The 15,041-nt window shown below is 41.3% G+C and carries 11 protein-coding genes; 7 read left to right on the top strand and 4 right to left on the bottom strand.

Going from position 1 to position 15,041, the window contains the following annotated elements:
* Positions 1-40: 40 nt before the first annotated feature.
* On the bottom strand, positions 41-610 hold the full coding sequence (locus LVD16_RS08010; RefSeq protein ID WP_233773406.1) for an RNA polymerase sigma-70 factor: 570 nt from the start codon (positions 608-610) through the stop codon (positions 41-43).
* Positions 611-1,095: 485 nt separating this feature from the next.
* On the opposite strand from LVD16_RS08010, the gene LVD16_RS08005 reads away from it, so the two are divergent.
* Positions 1,096-2,106: an aldo/keto reductase gene (locus LVD16_RS08005; protein ID WP_233773405.1), complete on the top strand. Its 1,011-nt coding sequence runs from the start codon at positions 1,096-1,098 to the stop codon at positions 2,104-2,106.
* Between the two features lie 104 nt (positions 2,107-2,210).
* Positions 2,211-3,131, top strand: coding sequence for a helix-turn-helix domain-containing protein (locus tag LVD16_RS08000; RefSeq protein ID WP_233773404.1), 921 nt, complete (start codon positions 2,211-2,213; stop codon positions 3,129-3,131).
* On the opposite strand, the gene LVD16_RS07995 is transcribed toward LVD16_RS08000, so the two are convergent.
* Positions 3,132-3,788, bottom strand: a complete 657-nt coding sequence (locus LVD16_RS07995) for an NUDIX hydrolase (RefSeq protein ID WP_233773403.1) — start codon at positions 3,786-3,788, stop codon at positions 3,132-3,134.
* 101 nt (positions 3,789-3,889) lie between these two features.
* Positions 3,890-5,389, bottom strand: coding sequence for a glycoside hydrolase family 30 protein (locus LVD16_RS07990; RefSeq protein WP_233773402.1), 1,500 nt, complete (start codon positions 5,387-5,389; stop codon positions 3,890-3,892).
* A 249-nt stretch (positions 5,390-5,638) separates the two neighbouring features.
* Between LVD16_RS07990 and LVD16_RS07985 the strand changes: the two genes are divergently transcribed.
* From LVD16_RS07985 to LVD16_RS07970, 4 genes are all read left to right on the top strand, one after another.
* Positions 5,639-5,941 (top strand): hypothetical protein, encoded by a 303-nt coding sequence (locus tag LVD16_RS07985; protein ID WP_233773401.1) that lies wholly within the window; start codon positions 5,639-5,641, stop codon positions 5,939-5,941.
* 155 nt (positions 5,942-6,096) lie between these two features.
* Positions 6,097-6,480, top strand: coding sequence for a hypothetical protein (locus LVD16_RS07980; protein ID WP_233773400.1), 384 nt, complete (start codon positions 6,097-6,099; stop codon positions 6,478-6,480).
* A gap of 124 nt (positions 6,481-6,604) precedes the next feature.
* Positions 6,605-10,918: a CusA/CzcA family heavy metal efflux RND transporter gene (locus LVD16_RS07975; protein WP_233773399.1), complete on the top strand. Its 4,314-nt coding sequence runs from the start codon at positions 6,605-6,607 to the stop codon at positions 10,916-10,918.
* Between the two features lie 6 nt (positions 10,919-10,924).
* On the top strand, positions 10,925-12,094 hold the full coding sequence (locus LVD16_RS07970; RefSeq protein ID WP_233773398.1) for an efflux RND transporter periplasmic adaptor subunit: 1,170 nt from the start codon (positions 10,925-10,927) through the stop codon (positions 12,092-12,094).
* A gap of 38 nt (positions 12,095-12,132) precedes the next feature.
* On the opposite strand, the gene LVD16_RS07965 is transcribed toward LVD16_RS07970, so the two are convergent.
* Positions 12,133-12,633 (bottom strand): ankyrin repeat domain-containing protein, encoded by a 501-nt coding sequence (locus tag LVD16_RS07965; protein WP_233773397.1) that lies wholly within the window; start codon positions 12,631-12,633, stop codon positions 12,133-12,135.
* A gap of 201 nt (positions 12,634-12,834) precedes the next feature.
* Between LVD16_RS07965 and LVD16_RS07960 the strand changes: the two genes are divergently transcribed.
* Complete coding sequence (locus LVD16_RS07960) at positions 12,835-14,916, top strand: catalase (protein ID WP_233773396.1); 2,082 nt, start codon at positions 12,835-12,837, stop codon at positions 14,914-14,916.
* The last annotated feature ends 125 nt before the right edge of the window (positions 14,917-15,041 follow it).

Below are 15,041 nucleotides of genomic sequence, written 5' to 3'. Positions count from 1 at the left end.
GGATCATTCACCCTTAAGACAGAGAAACTTCAGAGCACCCCTAAAAGGAGTCCAAAAAAAATATCAACACCCCTGAAAAGCTTATGATCAGTTCGCGTAACTTCTTCAATGCCAGGCTTATCTGAGTCTCGACAGTTTTAGTGGAAATATTCAATTCTTCTGCAATTGACTTATAGGAGAGCTCTTTCATTCTGCTCATGAGAAAAATCTCTCTGCATCTGTGGGGCAGGTTATCGATGGCCCTCATCAGCTCAGCCTCCTGCTCTGCAAGCATTATTTTCCTTAAAATATTATCCTGCGTAAACTCCGGCTCCTTATAATCTTGCAAGTGTTTGGCGGCTACTTTATTGGTTTCGATGTAATTAAGGCAGGCATTTCGAACACCTCGGTAAAGGTAGGTCTTCAAAGAGCTGGAGTTTAAAGTGGGTTGTTTGGTCCAAAGTCTCACAAAAAAATCCTGGGTGATTTCGCGCGCCTCCTCTACATCTTTTACATACTTGGTGGCAAACAGGGTAAGAGGACGATAATAGGTATGAAAAATACTTTCGAGGGCTTTTTCATTCCCTCTACTTAGCATTTGTACAAGTCGTTCTTCAGAAAATTCTTTCAATAATCTTATCCTATAGTCACATCAATACCCTGGCACGCTCTGGTATTTAGCTCTGATACCATTTACAAGTAATAGACAGTAAAAATGAAAAGCACCCCTAAGAGAGTTTCATTTTTTTTCTATTCCGACACAAACATGGAACTATTCTGCATGGCAAAAACAGCCACAAATTAATCTAAAGTCAGCAATAGAGAGCGATACTCGATGATATTTATTTACAGGCAAAAAATGCCCCTTTAAATACCATACAACAAACAATATTATCAAAGTTCAATAACAAAAAGATAGTAGCTGAAAGGTTATAAGTGAGTGATAGAACCTTTACAAAAGAGGGCTTATTTATTTTTATAAATTTTGTATTAGCATATCCTGACAAGTATGAAAATGATTCTGTGTTTGGACACACTTAACCGAGATATGGACACTCGGTCAGCACCGCCACTAGCGATATTTGCATTGTAATAATCACTAAAAAAGACTTGAATATGGATCAATTAAAAAAGATAAAGCTAGGCTCACAAGGCCTGGTGGTGCCGCAAATAGGCCTCGGTTGTATGGGAATGACTCAGATTATGGGTTTCGATACTTATGGAAAGGCCGATGAGAAAGAATCGATAGCTACAATTCATCGCTCTCTTGAGCTGGGTGGCAACTTTCTGGATACGGCAGACCTCTACGGCTCTACCGAAAATGAAAAGCTGGTAGCCAAGGCTATAGAAGGCAATAGAGATGAGTATATCATCGCCACCAAATTTGGGTATGAGCTGAATGAAAAAGATGAGCTTACCGGACAAATTAACGGAAGGCCTGAATATGTAAAAACAGCAGCTGAGCGATCGCTTAAAAACCTGAAGACGGATTATATTGACTTATATTATCTACACCGCCTGGATCCCAATACGCCCATTGAAGAAACGGTTGGTGCTATGGCCGAACTGGTGAAAGAGGGTAAGGTGAAATACATTGGTTTGTCTGAAGTATCGGCAAATACCATAAAAAAGGCTCATGCTGTTCATCCGCTATCTGCTTTGCAGACGGAGTATTCACTATTTGAGCGCAATGTGGAAGCAGATGGAATTTTAGATACAGTAAAATCTCTGGGCATTGGTTTTGTGCCTTATTCACCGCTTGGCAGAGGTTTTATTTCAGGAAACATACAAAGTCCTGATGACTTCGCTGAGGATGATTTTAGAAGATACATTCCAAAATTTCAAGGGGATCAGTTCTACAAAAATCTTGAACTGGTAGAAGAAATTAAGAAAATGGCGGAAGAAAAAGGGGTAACAGCTTCTCAATTGGCTATTTCATGGGTAACAACGCAAGGTTATGTGCCTATTCCTGGCACCAAGCGAGTGAAATATGTAGAGCAGAATATTGAAGCCGCTACCATTGAGTTATCAAAAGCTGAAATGGACAGACTGGAAAGCATTATTCCTATAGAAACCGAAACTGGCGACAGATATAACAAGGAAATAATGGAGCAGATAGACCGCTAATTTCTAATAAACGGAAGGGTTTAAAAGCGGTAAAATGATTTTAAACCCTTCTTTTTAAATCCTTAAGATCCCATTCCCGTTAATGATGTAATTGATACTTGACTATGAAGAAAACTATTGACTCTCCGCAGATTATCAATTCCGTTCCTGAGCTTTTCAAAATGTTTGGAATGCCGGACCTGGAGCATCCTTTAATAGGTGTTACCTCACTGGAATTATTGAGAGAATCTTGTCCTGATCTAGTTGGGCACTTTGTCTATAATTTCTACTCCATCTGTATCAAAAAAGATTTTAATGGTAAAATGAAATACGGACAAAACTATTATGACTTTAATAGCGGTACAATGTCGTTCCTCTCTCCCGGACAGGTGGTATCTACCAGTATGGACGATGAAATGTCATTATCAGGCTGGTGTCTCATTTTTCACCCTGATTTGATCAGTAAATATCCATTGGGCAAAAACATCAAAAACTATAGCTTCTTTTCCTATGAGGTGCACGAAGCTTTGCATTTATCTGATAAAGAAGAACTTATGCTTAGCACACTCATGCAAAACATTGCTAATGAGTATAAGTCGTCCATAGATAAATTTAGCCAGGATGTGCTGGTTTCTCATATTGAACTTATGCTCAATTATTGTAACAGGTTTTATAATCGGCAGTTTATCACCAGGCAAAGCGCTAATCCTGATATACTTAGCCAGGTAGAAAATATTCTGGATGAGTATTTCAATAACGATCAGGCCTTATCTGAAGGCTTGCCTTCTGTACAATACATTTCCGATCAACTGAACATGTCGCCTAACTACCTGAGCGATATGCTCAGAAACCTCACTGGACAAAGCACGCAGCAGCACATTCAGAATAAATTAATGGAGAAGGCTAAGGAGATTCTGACTACTACCAATTTATCGGTAAGTCAGATTGCTTATCAACTGGGGTTTGAATATCCGCAGTCGTTTAACAAGTTCTTTAAGAATAAAATGAAAGTGTCTCCGCTTACTTTCAGGCAGTCTTTCAACTAATTACTTGATTCTAAAGAGATCAGGGCCGCCTTTAACACCGGCTTTTTTCTCATTGGTTTTTTCCAATAAGTTCATTTGTAAAATCTTCTTGCGGAAGTTGCGTCTGTCCAGCTTTTCATCCAGAATACTCTCATAAAGATCTTGCATTTCCTTTAGCGTAAACTTTTCGGGTAATAGTTCTCCAAAGATCAGGTTATCCTGAAGGTTTCTTTTCAGCTTGGCTAAGGCATCCTTGGCCAAAATCTCATGATCAAAACCCAGCTTTTGAGGTAAATTATTCAGTGAAAACCACTGAACATCAGACACATAGTCGTTTGGTATGGCGGGGTGGTTTTCAGGTTTTATCAAAGCATAAAAGTTGACAGTGACCGCTCGTTTTACCGGGTGCCTGTCCACCGCGCTATAGCAGCCCACCTGCTCCTGGTGGATACCATGAATACCGGTAAGATTAAACAAAACCCTATTTACGGCTTCCTCCACCGTTTGCCCCTCCCCCATAATACCGCCCGGAAGCAGCCAATGGTCTTTATAAGGCTCAATGGATCTTTTTACCAGAAGAAGTTTTAGTTCGTTATCCTGAAATCCGAAAACAGAGCAATCTACCGTGATGGTGCATTCATACGATGAGGGATATACGGTAGTGTTTAAAGAATTCAATTGGGGCTCAGTTGTTTATGCAGCGAAAATAAAGCAGGAAAAAAGAAAACGCAACTTATTACAGTTGCGCTTTCCTTTAAATGATATGTTTAAAGTCCTTTTTAGCTCGCTACCAGTGTCATAATAGAGTGAGGAAGGCTTTCTGTTTTAATGGCTTTTCCATTTAACCATACCGTAACCTCTTGTTTCTTTTCGTTCTTGTTAAGAATAACCACCACTACTTTTCCATCAGGATTTAAGAAAGCAGTAGTATTGATACTATCATAGTTAGAAGAGCTGATAATACGCTTGGCTCCTGGCTTTATGAACTTAGAGAAGTGGCCAATGTAATAATAGCTATTGGTGTAAATCAAATCCTTTTTAGACTTATCTCTGTGCACAGGGGCAAAACACAAGTTACCTACGTGATTAGGTCCTCCTGTTTCATCTAAAAGAATGTTCCAGTCAGTCCAGGCTACGGTTCCGTTATTGAAATCATTCAGCATAGACCAGCCATATCTTTCACCCAGCGCCCAGTCATTGACTCTGCTGTAGTCAAATTTCTCCACGCATCCTTCAGTGAAAACTAAGTTCTTATCCGGGAAAGTTTCATGCACTTTCTGTAAGTTATCGAACTGCATGCCTCCACCTTTCCAAGGCTCATACCAGTGAAAACCTATTCCCCACACATATTTAGAAGCCTCAGGGTCATTGAACATGGTCATGGCTCTCTGATAGATAAGATCACGGTTATGATCCCAAACAATCAGCTTTTTATCACTCATGCCTGCTTTTTCCAGTGTTGGGCCTAAGTAGTTTTTCACAAAATCTCTCTCATCTTCAGCATTAAAGATGCAAGACTCCCAGATCTGCTTGGCCATAGGCTCATTTTGCACAGAAAGACCCCAGATAGGAATACCTTCTGCCTCATATGCCTCAATAAATTTGATGTAATGATTTGCCCATGCCTGCTTGTAATCATCCAGCAATTTACCACCATTTAAGCGATCACCATTGTCCTTCATCCATGCTGGTGGGCTCCATGGGCTCACAAACATTTTCACGCTATCGCCCGCCATTGCCAAGGCCTTTTTTATGAATGGAATTCTGTATTCCTTATCATGAGAAATATCGAAAGTCTTTAGTTCCTTGTCATTTTCCTCAATGTAATCATAGCTAGCACTAGAAAAATCGCAGCTGGCGATGTTGGTTCTGGTAAAGGTATAACCAAGGCCTTTTTCTTCATCGAAATAAGCTGTAAGCAACTCATCTTGTTTTTCCTGAGGCAAGCTGGCAAATATCTCCGCAGAAGCATCAGTTAAAGCTCCGCCAATACCAATAAACTGCTGAAAAGTGTGGGTTGGGTCTACGTAAATAGAGGTTTTGTTTTCTACCGGCTTATCTGCTTCACCGAACTGTGCGCTGCTTAGCTGAGCAAAGCGCTCGTCAGTACCTTTAGCTGTTCTATAAATTTCTACCTGAGCATATGATCTCTCTTTCGGCGCTTCAGCGGTCTCCTGCTTAGCCACAGGCTCCTCAATAGCTTCAGCCTCTTTTGTTTCCTGTTTTTCACAGGCTGCCAGGACCAGTAGTAAGTTTAGCCCCACAATCAGTTTCTTCATGATGTAAAGTTTGGAATGAGTTGAATTTATTTTGATAGCCAAATATATAATACATATTACATTTTACTTCCCGAATTGTGCATCAAATCATTTCACAAAACTTTCTCTTTGATATAAAAAGGTATAATTATGATGATTTTTAACCCATCAAAATATACTGATATCTGTCTCACCAGAGAAAGTAAAACCTGTCCATTCAGGCTAAAATGAGACAAAAACTGTATTCTTGTAGTAAAAATTGGATACTCTATGATTAGATTAATTATCACCGTTCTGGCCGTTTCTGGTGCAGCCTTTTTTAACAAGAGCGCCGCCCAGGAACGCAATGACCTCAAGGGGCCTGAGGCCAAGAACTACAAGCCGTGGAAAAACAAATCCACCAAAAAACTTATCACTTACAGAAGAGAAATACTTCAAGGACCGGATGCTAAAAATCAAAAGCCCTGGAAAAAAGAAGTGAACCAATATCAGGAAGTGGCAGGTAGAAGTAATCATAACCTGCAAGGCCCAAGAGCGAAAAACCACAAGCCTTGGCAGAGTAAAAAGAAATAACTAAAATGAGTAGAGAGCAACCATAACCCAACTCTTTACTCATTCCTGTACTATTTACTATATACTAGTTACTAACGACTATTTACAAGTTACTAACCACTATTTACTCTTCTTGTATACCTGTTGCACCTTATTTATAGGTACTTTTGCCCTGAATGAAGTTAGTGAACATCATATGGGCCATGCACTTTCTGGTGGTTTCTTTAACCCCACACACAGATCTGTGTGAGCTAAGAGAGCTCCCTAAAGTATTTGACCATTATCAGGAACACAAACTTGCCGCAGGAGATTCTTTTCTGGAATATCTCACTGAAGATTATCTTAGCTTCAAATCATCAGAAAGACAGCACCATGCTGACGATGACAACCTCCCTTTTCATGGACATCTGAATCATAGCCACTGTTGTAGCTTTACCATTTTCAGACAAGAGCAAGGTTTCAGCTGGCAAAGTGACTTTAGAAAGACAGAATTACCAACCTATAATTTTATTGCCAATACAGCTTATCTAAACAGCATTTTCCAACCCCCACAGGTTTAAAATCAATGTTATCTGCCGGGCTTTAACCAGCTCGCATTTTAATTATTCATTATCACAAGCTGCCTTTGAAAGTTGCATAAGGCCGCTTTTGATACCATAAATCATTGATTTTAAACTCAATAATATGATCAATAGTATCATCCAATTCTCTATTAAGAATAAAATCTTAGTAGGGTTGTTTACACTTGTAATCATAGGCTGGGGAGCTTATTCCTTAACACAAATACCCATAGATGCCGTACCCGATATTACTAATAATCAGGTGCAGGTCATTACTACATCTCAAAGTCTCGCAGCACAGGAAGTGGAGCAGTTTCTTACTTATCCGGTAGAGCTGGCCATGGCTAACATCCCGGGTGTGACAGAGATCCGGTCAATTTCACGATTCGGTTTATCAGTAGTTACTGTTGTTTTTGAAGAAAATATGGGCACTTACCTACCCCGACAGCTGGTAGCAGAAAAAATAACGGAAGCACGCGAAAATATCGGTGAGGACCTGGGGTCTCCACAAATTGGCCCTATTACTACCGGATTGGGCGAAATATACCAGTATTCTCTTGAGGTAGACCCCGAATATAAAGATCAATATTCACCAACAGAACTACGAACCATTCAGGACTGGATTATCAAGAGGCAGCTCAGCATGATCGAAGGTGTAGTAGAAATCAGCAGTTGGGGTGGCTACTTAAAGCAATATGAGGTAGCCATAGATCCCAGCAAACTGAATGCCTATAACCTTACTTTAAATGATATATACTCCGCTTTGCGCTCCAATAATGAGAATACCGGTGGCAGTTATATTGAAAAAGGGCCAAACCTCTATTACATCAGAGGTCAAGGCATGGCCAAGAGCTATAATGACATTAGCCAGATTCTCATCACCAATAGAGATGGTATACCCGTAACCATCGCAGACCTGGCTCTGGTTGGTGAAGGGCATGCTCCCAGGTACGGTGCTGCCACTAAAGATGGTAAAGGTGAAACCGTAATAGGCATAGTAATGATGCTGAAAGGCGCTAACTCAGCCGCGGTTATTGAGAGAGTGAAAGACAGAATAGCCGATATCCAGAGCACACTACCCGAGGGAGTAAGCATAAAACCATTCCTCGACAGAACCAAACTAGTGGATAAAACCACCTCTACCGTCTCGGAAAACCTGATCATCGGGGGACTTATCGTTATTTTGGCTCTTGTTTTTTTACTAGGCACCATGCGTTCAGGCCTAATTGTAGCCTCCGTTATACCCCTGTCCATGTTGTTTGCCTTAGGCATGATGAACACCTTTGGGGTATCGGCCAACCTTATGAGCTTAGGAGCTCTGGACTTTGGCATCATCGTAGACGGAGCGGTTATCATAGTGGAATTTATGGTGGTGATGTTGATTAATAACTCTACTCAGCTACAAACGCTTACAGGCAAAGACAAACAGCTAAGACTAGACCATATTGCTTCAAAATCTTCATCCAGAATGATGAATGCTGCTATTTTCGGTCAGATTATTATTCTTATAGTCTTCATACCCATCCTTACCCTTACCGGAATAGAAGGCAAAACATTTCGCCCCATGGCACTCACTTTCGGCTTCGCAATAATAGGTGCTATGCTGCTATGCCTTACCTATGTACCCATGATAACGGCAAGTGGCCTTTATAGTAAAAAGATTACCAAAAAGACCTGGGGCGACCGATTTATATCATGGATGGAAGCCAGATATCAACCTGTTATAAACAAAGCATTAAGCATGAAAAAGCTGGTTGTGACTATAGCAGTAGGAGCTTTGGCGGTATCAATTTTTATATTCACCACCCTGGGAGGCGAGTTTATACCGCTGCTAGATGAAGGTGACTTTGCGCTGGAAACCCGCATGGCTCCGGGCACCTCTCTTGCGGAAACGACCAAAAACACCAGTAAAGTGGAATCCATACTACTCGATAGTTTTCCTGAAGTAAAAACCGTGGTTACGAAAATAGGAGCCGGTGAAGTACCTACGGACCCCATGCCGATAGAAGGAGCCGATGTAATGGTAAGCCTCAAGGAACCCGACGAGTGGGTTTCAGCCAGCAGCAAGGAGGAGCTAGCCGAAAAAATGGAAGCTGCCCTTAGCATTCTTCCAGGAGTGGCCATAGAATTTAGTCAGCCTATAGAGATGCGTTTTAACGAACTGATGACTGGTATAAAGCAGGACATTGCTGTGAAAATATATGGCGAAGACTTGGATATTTTGCAAGAAAAGGGCAACGAAGCCGCAGCCTTAATCCGCACAATTCCGGGTGCTTCTGATGTGAAAGTAGAGCAGGTGACTGGCCTCCCACAAATCGTTATCAAGTACAATAGGCAAAGACTAGCAGAATATGGTCTTACTATTTCTGATCTTAATAAAACTGTGAGCACGGCCTTCGCCGGAGCTGAATCAGGCAAAATCTTTGAAGGTGAGAAACGGTTTGATCTGGTGGTGAGATTGAAAAGTGAGGCAAGAAATGATATTAACGCTGTAAGAGATCTGTATATCCCCACTGGAAATGGGAGTGTACCGCTAAGAGAAGTAGCCCAAGTGAATTTTGAAGAAGCTCCGGCCCAAATCTCCAGAGACAACACACATAGAAGGATTGTAATTGGTGTAAACGTAAGAAATAGAGATACGGAATCTCTGGTAAATGATATGCAAAATCAGCTCAAGGAAAGGCTTTCGCTTCCGCCAGGATATTACACCACTTTTGGTGGTGAGTTTGAGAATCTAAAGAGGGCTCAGAACAGGTTAGCAATAGTGATACCCTTGGCCCTGGCACTCATTTTTATCATCCTATTTCTTCATTTGAAATCCGTAAAGCAAACGGTGTTGATATACACTGCCATTCCGTTTGCTACTGTAGGTGGAATATTCGCATTGTGGATAAGAGGGATGCCCTTCAGCATATCCGCAGGGGTTGGTTTTATTGCGCTTTTTGGAGTAGCTGTACTCAATGGCCTGGTGCTAATCAGTAGCCTAAATGACCTAAAAGAAAGTGGTGTAACAAACATAGGCGAAAGAATCAAGCAAGCCACTACCTCCAGACTGAGGCCTATTTTTCTTACTGCAGTCACGGATATATTGGGCTTTCTACCCATGGCTTTATCCTCTTCAGCAGGAGCAGAAGTACAAAGGCCGCTGGCAACGGTGGTTATTGGCGGTTTGCTAACCGCTACCTTACTCACACTGATAGTGCTCCCGGTTTTGTACAGTTGGTTTGAAAACCCACCAAGGATTAATAAAACGGCCTTAGCCAGCATTATTTTAGTGTTAGCTGCTTTCTACCCGGCTCAGAGCCAGACCTTAAGCATAGAGGAAGCGCAACGATTAGCCTTAGAACAAAACCTGTCGTTGAAAGCATCTCAACTGGCCAACAAACAGAGTGAAAAAATGATAAAAACAGCCTTCAATCCACAGAATGCAAATGTATTTTATGGTGTAGAAGAGCGTTCCACATCGGCCGGAGGCGGCGTTGAGAGCCTGGGTATTTCGCAGCAATTTGCCTTTCCCACCGCCTATGCTGCCAGATCTCAAATGCTAAAACAGCAATCTGAAGTACAGCATAAGCAGTATGAAATTGATCGATCAGTATTACTAAAGAAAGTAAATCAGGCTTATGCTCAGTGGTTGTATACCTGCCAAAAGGTTCATTTTTATGAAAATCTAGACAGCCTGTATCAAAATTTTGAAAAGGCAGCTCAGATAAGGTATGAAACCGGTGAATCTTCAGGACTAGAGAAGTTAAATGCCCAAAGTCGCCGACAGGAGATAGAATTGGCTCTTTCAGGAGCCGAGGCGGAGAAATACTCAGGTTACACTAAGCTCAATCAGCTGCTCGGCAATAGCTTACAAGCTTCTTTGTCTCCGGCGGATACTATTTTTAAGTTAGAAAACAGTCTGTTAGATACTGCTGCCAACAATCCTTTTATGGCTTATCAACAGGAAAGAACCCAATTGGCTGAAGAACAACTCAAAGTGCAGCAATCACAGTGGTGGCCAGGATTAAAAGGGCAATATGCATGGCAAAATGTAAATGGGCAAAATGGGTACTATGGATTTCAGGTAGGCCTGACCGTACCTCTATTTTTCGGTTCTCAGCAGGCAAAAATTCAGGCTGCCAAATTAGAAACAGACCGGCAGGAAATGCTGCTTCAAGACCAAAAGCTATCCTGGAATGCATTATTGAACCAGGCAGTTATCAACTTTAAACAACAGCAAAAGCAACTGAATTATTACCAAAACACTGGTCTACCCTTAAGCCAAAAGCTGCTGGAAGGGGCCTCCTTATCATTCAGAGAAGGAGATATTGACTATGTAGAATACTTACAAAGTATTTCTCAAGCTACCACTATTAAGAGTAACTGGTTTACTAGCATATTGAAATACAACCTATCCATTATTGAAATTAACTACCTCAGCGGTACTAAATAAAATATTATGACATTTAACATAAAATACTTATTCATATTCCTCCTATTTATAGTGAGCTGTAGCAATGAAACAGCCACAGAAACTCATGAGCAAGATCATGAAGAGGAAGAAACGCCAGGTCAATTACACCTTTCTGATATGCAGGTGAAACAAGCTGGTATAGCATTGGGTACTTTTGACTATAAACCTTTGGGACAATCTGTAAAAGCCAACGGCACCATTGAACTGCCTCCAAATAATCTGGCCAGCATCACTCCTTTAATGGACGGTTTCGTGCAATCTATCCATTTTTTAGAGGGCGCTGAGGTAAAGAAAGGTCAAATACTGGCTACATTAAGAAACCCTGAATATATCATGCTGCAGCAGGAATATGTTCAGGCTGTGAATAATCTGCAGGTGCTGGAGCAGGAACTAGACAGGCAGCAAACCCTTAACGAGGCGCAGGTTGGTGCTAAGAAAAAACTACAGCAAACAGAGGCTAATCATAATAATGCCAAAGCGCAAAAAGCTGCCTTAGCCGAAAGACTGAAATATTTAGGAATTAACCCTGAGAGAGTGGCTGCCGGCCATATTCAAAATAAGATTTATCTCACAGCCCCTTTTGATGGCACCGTCACCTCTGTGAAAACACATAATGGGCAGCACATAGAGGCTGGAGAAATGATTATGGAGCTAATTAACAGAGAGCATATGCATCTGGAACTCAAGCTTTTCCAGAAAGACATCCCTAAAGTGAAGGAAGGTCAGAAAATTTTGTTTAAAGTACCGGCCTTTGAAAATAATAAGCTATACGACGGAGAAGTTTCATTAGTGGGTAAGAACATGGATACAGACACCAAAACTATTAGGGTGCATGGCCATTTTCATGAAGAGTTTGATCTCATTGCTGGCCTTTATGTAGAGGCTAATATTTTGCTAGATACCACCATGGTAAGATCCTTACCGGATGATGCTATCATCAGAGACGACGGAAAATATTACTTTTTCAGCCAGACAAAATCAGAGGGAAAGGAACTTACGTTTACAAAGAATGAGTTTGTTCCAGGTTCGTCTTCTTCCGGATTCACAGAAATAAAGAGCTATGAGCAGGAACTAGACAATAGCAAAATAGTTACTAAAGGAGCCTTTTACCTTAAATCAGAAATGAATAAAGGCGAAGGTGGCCACCATCATTAGCATATATAAAATGGTGTCTCTAAATTATTGAGGCACCATTACTTTTCCTGGCTTTCAGCTAAATTCTTAATCAATTCCACCATATTTTCATTGCCTTGCTGCGCTGCCAAATCTATAGGTCGCATGCCTCTTACATCCTGATCATACAGGCTGGCACCATGGGCTACCAGTAACTTCACTATATCTTCATGACCAAACATGGCGGCGAAGGCTAGTGCTGTGCCTCCATTGCCATTTTTAAGATGTACATCAGCTCCTTTTTCCAGTAAAAGCTCCACAATAGGCAAAAATCCTTTGAAGCAAACGCCCATTAAAGCGGTATTACCAGATGCATCCTGATGGTTCACATCGGCTCCGCTGTTGATTAAAAGCTCGGTAATATTTGCATTACCATGGTAAGTGGCCAAAATAAGAGGCGTAAATCCCTTGTTATCAATCACCTGAATATCTTCTCCCTGATCAATCAGGTGTTTTACCTCTTCAAGGTTTTCCTGTCTTACAGCATTGAAAATGGGGGCAGCGGGGTTATGGTTTTGCATAGCTTAAAGTGTGAGTTTCTATTGAAAACGACATATCATGATAACTGTTCCAAATGCGGATGAATTTCATCTATAACTTTTACTTATATCAGTATCATTAAAAAACATTAGTCTACCAATGACATATCAACAACATTAGCACAGCTAATATGTTAATCCCCTATCAGCAATAAACTCAACAGAACTAACCAACCAATACTTATGGATGAAAAGAGCAAACAATTGAAAAACCATACCAAAGATAGTGGCGAAAAACTCACCACAAACCAAGGTGTGGGTATCAATGATAATCAAAATACAGCCACAGCAGGAGAAAGAGGACCTTCACTGCTAGAGGACTTTATCATGCGCGAAAAGATCACTCATTTTGATCATGAGCGCGTACCCGAAAGAATAGTGCATGCCAGAGGCTCCGGCGCTCATGGCTACTTTGAAGCTTACGACGGCTGCGACGATATTACCAAGGCTAACTTCCTCAAAAAAGGAAAGAAAACGCCTGTTTTTGTAAGATTCTCAACCGTAGCAGGCTTTAGAGGATCGGCAGATACTGCCAGAGATGTGCGCGGCTTTGCCATTAAATTCTATACCGAAGAAGGTATTTTTGATATGGTGGGAAACAATATTCCTGTATTCTTTATTCAGGATGCCATTAAATTCCCTGATCTGATTCATGCGGTGAAACCTGAGCCACACAATGAGGTACCACAGGCGGCCTCTGCCCATGATAACTTCTATGACTTTATATCGCTAACGCCAGAGGCCATGCACATGATGATGTGGGTGATGTCTGACCGTGCTATACCCAGGAGCTATGCTATGATGGAAGGCTTTGGAATTCACTCCTTTAGGTTTATTAACAAAGCAGGTGAATCTCATTTCGTAAAATTCCATTTAAAACCAAAATTGGGCGTTCATGGCCTGGTTTGGGACGAGGCCGTGAAAATTATGGGCAACGACCCAGACTTCCATAGAAAAGACCTTTGGGAAGCCATAGAAGATGGTCATTTTCCTGAGTGGGAGTTTGGCGTGCAGGCCATAAAAGAAGGAGAAGAGGATAAACTCAGCTTCGATGTGCTCGATGCCACCAAACTATGGCCAGAAGAAGAGGTGCCCATTAGAATGCTAGGTAAAATGGTGCTGGATAGAAACCCTGATAACTTCTTTGCAGAAACAGAGCAGGCAGCTTTCCACCCCGGACATGTGGTGCCAGGTATTGACTTTACTAATGATCCTTTATTACAAGGTCGCTTATTCTCTTACACTGATACTCAGCTTATTAGACTAGGAGGTCCAAATTTCGCCGAGATTCCGATTAACCGACCGATTAATCCTACGCATAATTATCAAAGAGATGGGTACATGCGCCAGACCATTAATAAAGGCAGAGTGAACTATGAGCCCAACTCTCTGGCTGAAGGAAAACCGGCTGAAGTACCTGAAGACAAAGGAGGTTTTGTAAGTTATCCGGAGCCGATGAGCAGCGTAAAAGTGCGAAAAAGGCCTGAGAGCTTTAAAGACCACTACACCCAGGCCCGTCTGTTTGTAAACAGCATGACACCGCCGGAAAAACAGCACATTATTGATGCTTTAAGTTTTGAATTGGGCAAAGTAGAGCACAAGCATATTCATGAGAAAATGGTGGATCATTTCAACCATATAGATCATGATATGGCCGTGGCTATAGCCGATAATATTGGTGTGAAGCCTCCGAAATCCAGCGCTGCGAATGAAGATTACACCAAAACTTCTGACGCGCTGAGCATGGAAAAAGGACAAAAAGATACCATTGAAGCCAGAAAAGTGGCCATCCTGGTAGCTGATGGATTCGATGGTGCCGCAGTAGAAACATTGACCAAATATTTAAAAACTCAGGGCGCTAAAGCTGAAATTATAGCTAAGAAGCTAGGTGCCGTAAAAGCAGCCGATGGCTCTATCATGGAGGTAGACAAGAGCTTGCCTACTGTAGATGCTGTTTTATATGATTCGGTATTCTTACCAGGCGGCAGTGATAGTGTGAAGACTTTAAAAGAGCAGGGAGCAATACTATACTTTGTAAATCAGATGTTTAAGCACTGCAAAGGTATAGCCGCCACCGGTGAAGCCATTGAAATTTTAAAAGCCTCAGACATTAAAGATGTAAACTATAGTGATAAAGATCTGAAAGAAGATCAAGGCATAGTAACCGCCGGCAAAACCAGCGATGATTTCTTTAAAGCCTTTAAAAATGCTATTAAGAAGAGACACTGGAGCCGAGAAGAAAAGCAGGATATGATTCCGGCTTAGGGATAATGAAAGCTACCTTGATTGGTGGTTTTTGACATTATAAAATTGATAAGGAAGCCATTGCAAGGTCCATGAGGGTGGAGTTTGTGGTGGCTTTTTTATGATTAACAACTTATTATTTATTT

The organism is Fulvivirga ligni, assembly GCF_021389935.1.
Taxonomy (GTDB): domain Bacteria; phylum Bacteroidota; class Bacteroidia; order Cytophagales; family Cyclobacteriaceae; genus Fulvivirga; species Fulvivirga ligni.
The sequence above is the reverse complement of the archived record's forward strand: the minus strand, read 5'-3'. Positions and strand labels throughout refer to the sequence as shown.

What these genes read in the sequence shown, in the direction of transcription:
- LVD16_RS07970 (WP_233773398.1), top strand. Translation starts at nt 10,925, where the DNA reads ATGACATTTAACATAAAATACTTATTCATATTCCTCCTATTTATAGTG.
- LVD16_RS07990 (WP_233773402.1), bottom strand. Translation starts at nt 5,389, where the DNA reads ATGAAGAAACTGATTGTGGGGCTAAACTTACTACTGGTCCTGGCAGCC.
- LVD16_RS08005 (WP_233773405.1), top strand. Translation starts at nt 1,096, where the DNA reads ATGGATCAATTAAAAAAGATAAAGCTAGGCTCACAAGGCCTGGTGGTG.
- LVD16_RS07985 (WP_233773401.1), top strand. Translation starts at nt 5,639, where the DNA reads ATGATTAGATTAATTATCACCGTTCTGGCCGTTTCTGGTGCAGCCTTT.
- LVD16_RS07965 (WP_233773397.1), bottom strand. Translation starts at nt 12,633, where the DNA reads ATGCAAAACCATAACCCCGCTGCCCCCATTTTCAATGCTGTAAGACAG.
- LVD16_RS08000 (WP_233773404.1), top strand. Translation starts at nt 2,211, where the DNA reads ATGAAGAAAACTATTGACTCTCCGCAGATTATCAATTCCGTTCCTGAG.
- LVD16_RS07975 (WP_233773399.1), top strand. Translation starts at nt 6,605, where the DNA reads ATGATCAATAGTATCATCCAATTCTCTATTAAGAATAAAATCTTAGTA.
- LVD16_RS07980 (WP_233773400.1), top strand. Translation starts at nt 6,097, where the DNA reads ATGAAGTTAGTGAACATCATATGGGCCATGCACTTTCTGGTGGTTTCT.
- LVD16_RS07960 (WP_233773396.1), top strand. Translation starts at nt 12,835, where the DNA reads ATGGATGAAAAGAGCAAACAATTGAAAAACCATACCAAAGATAGTGGC.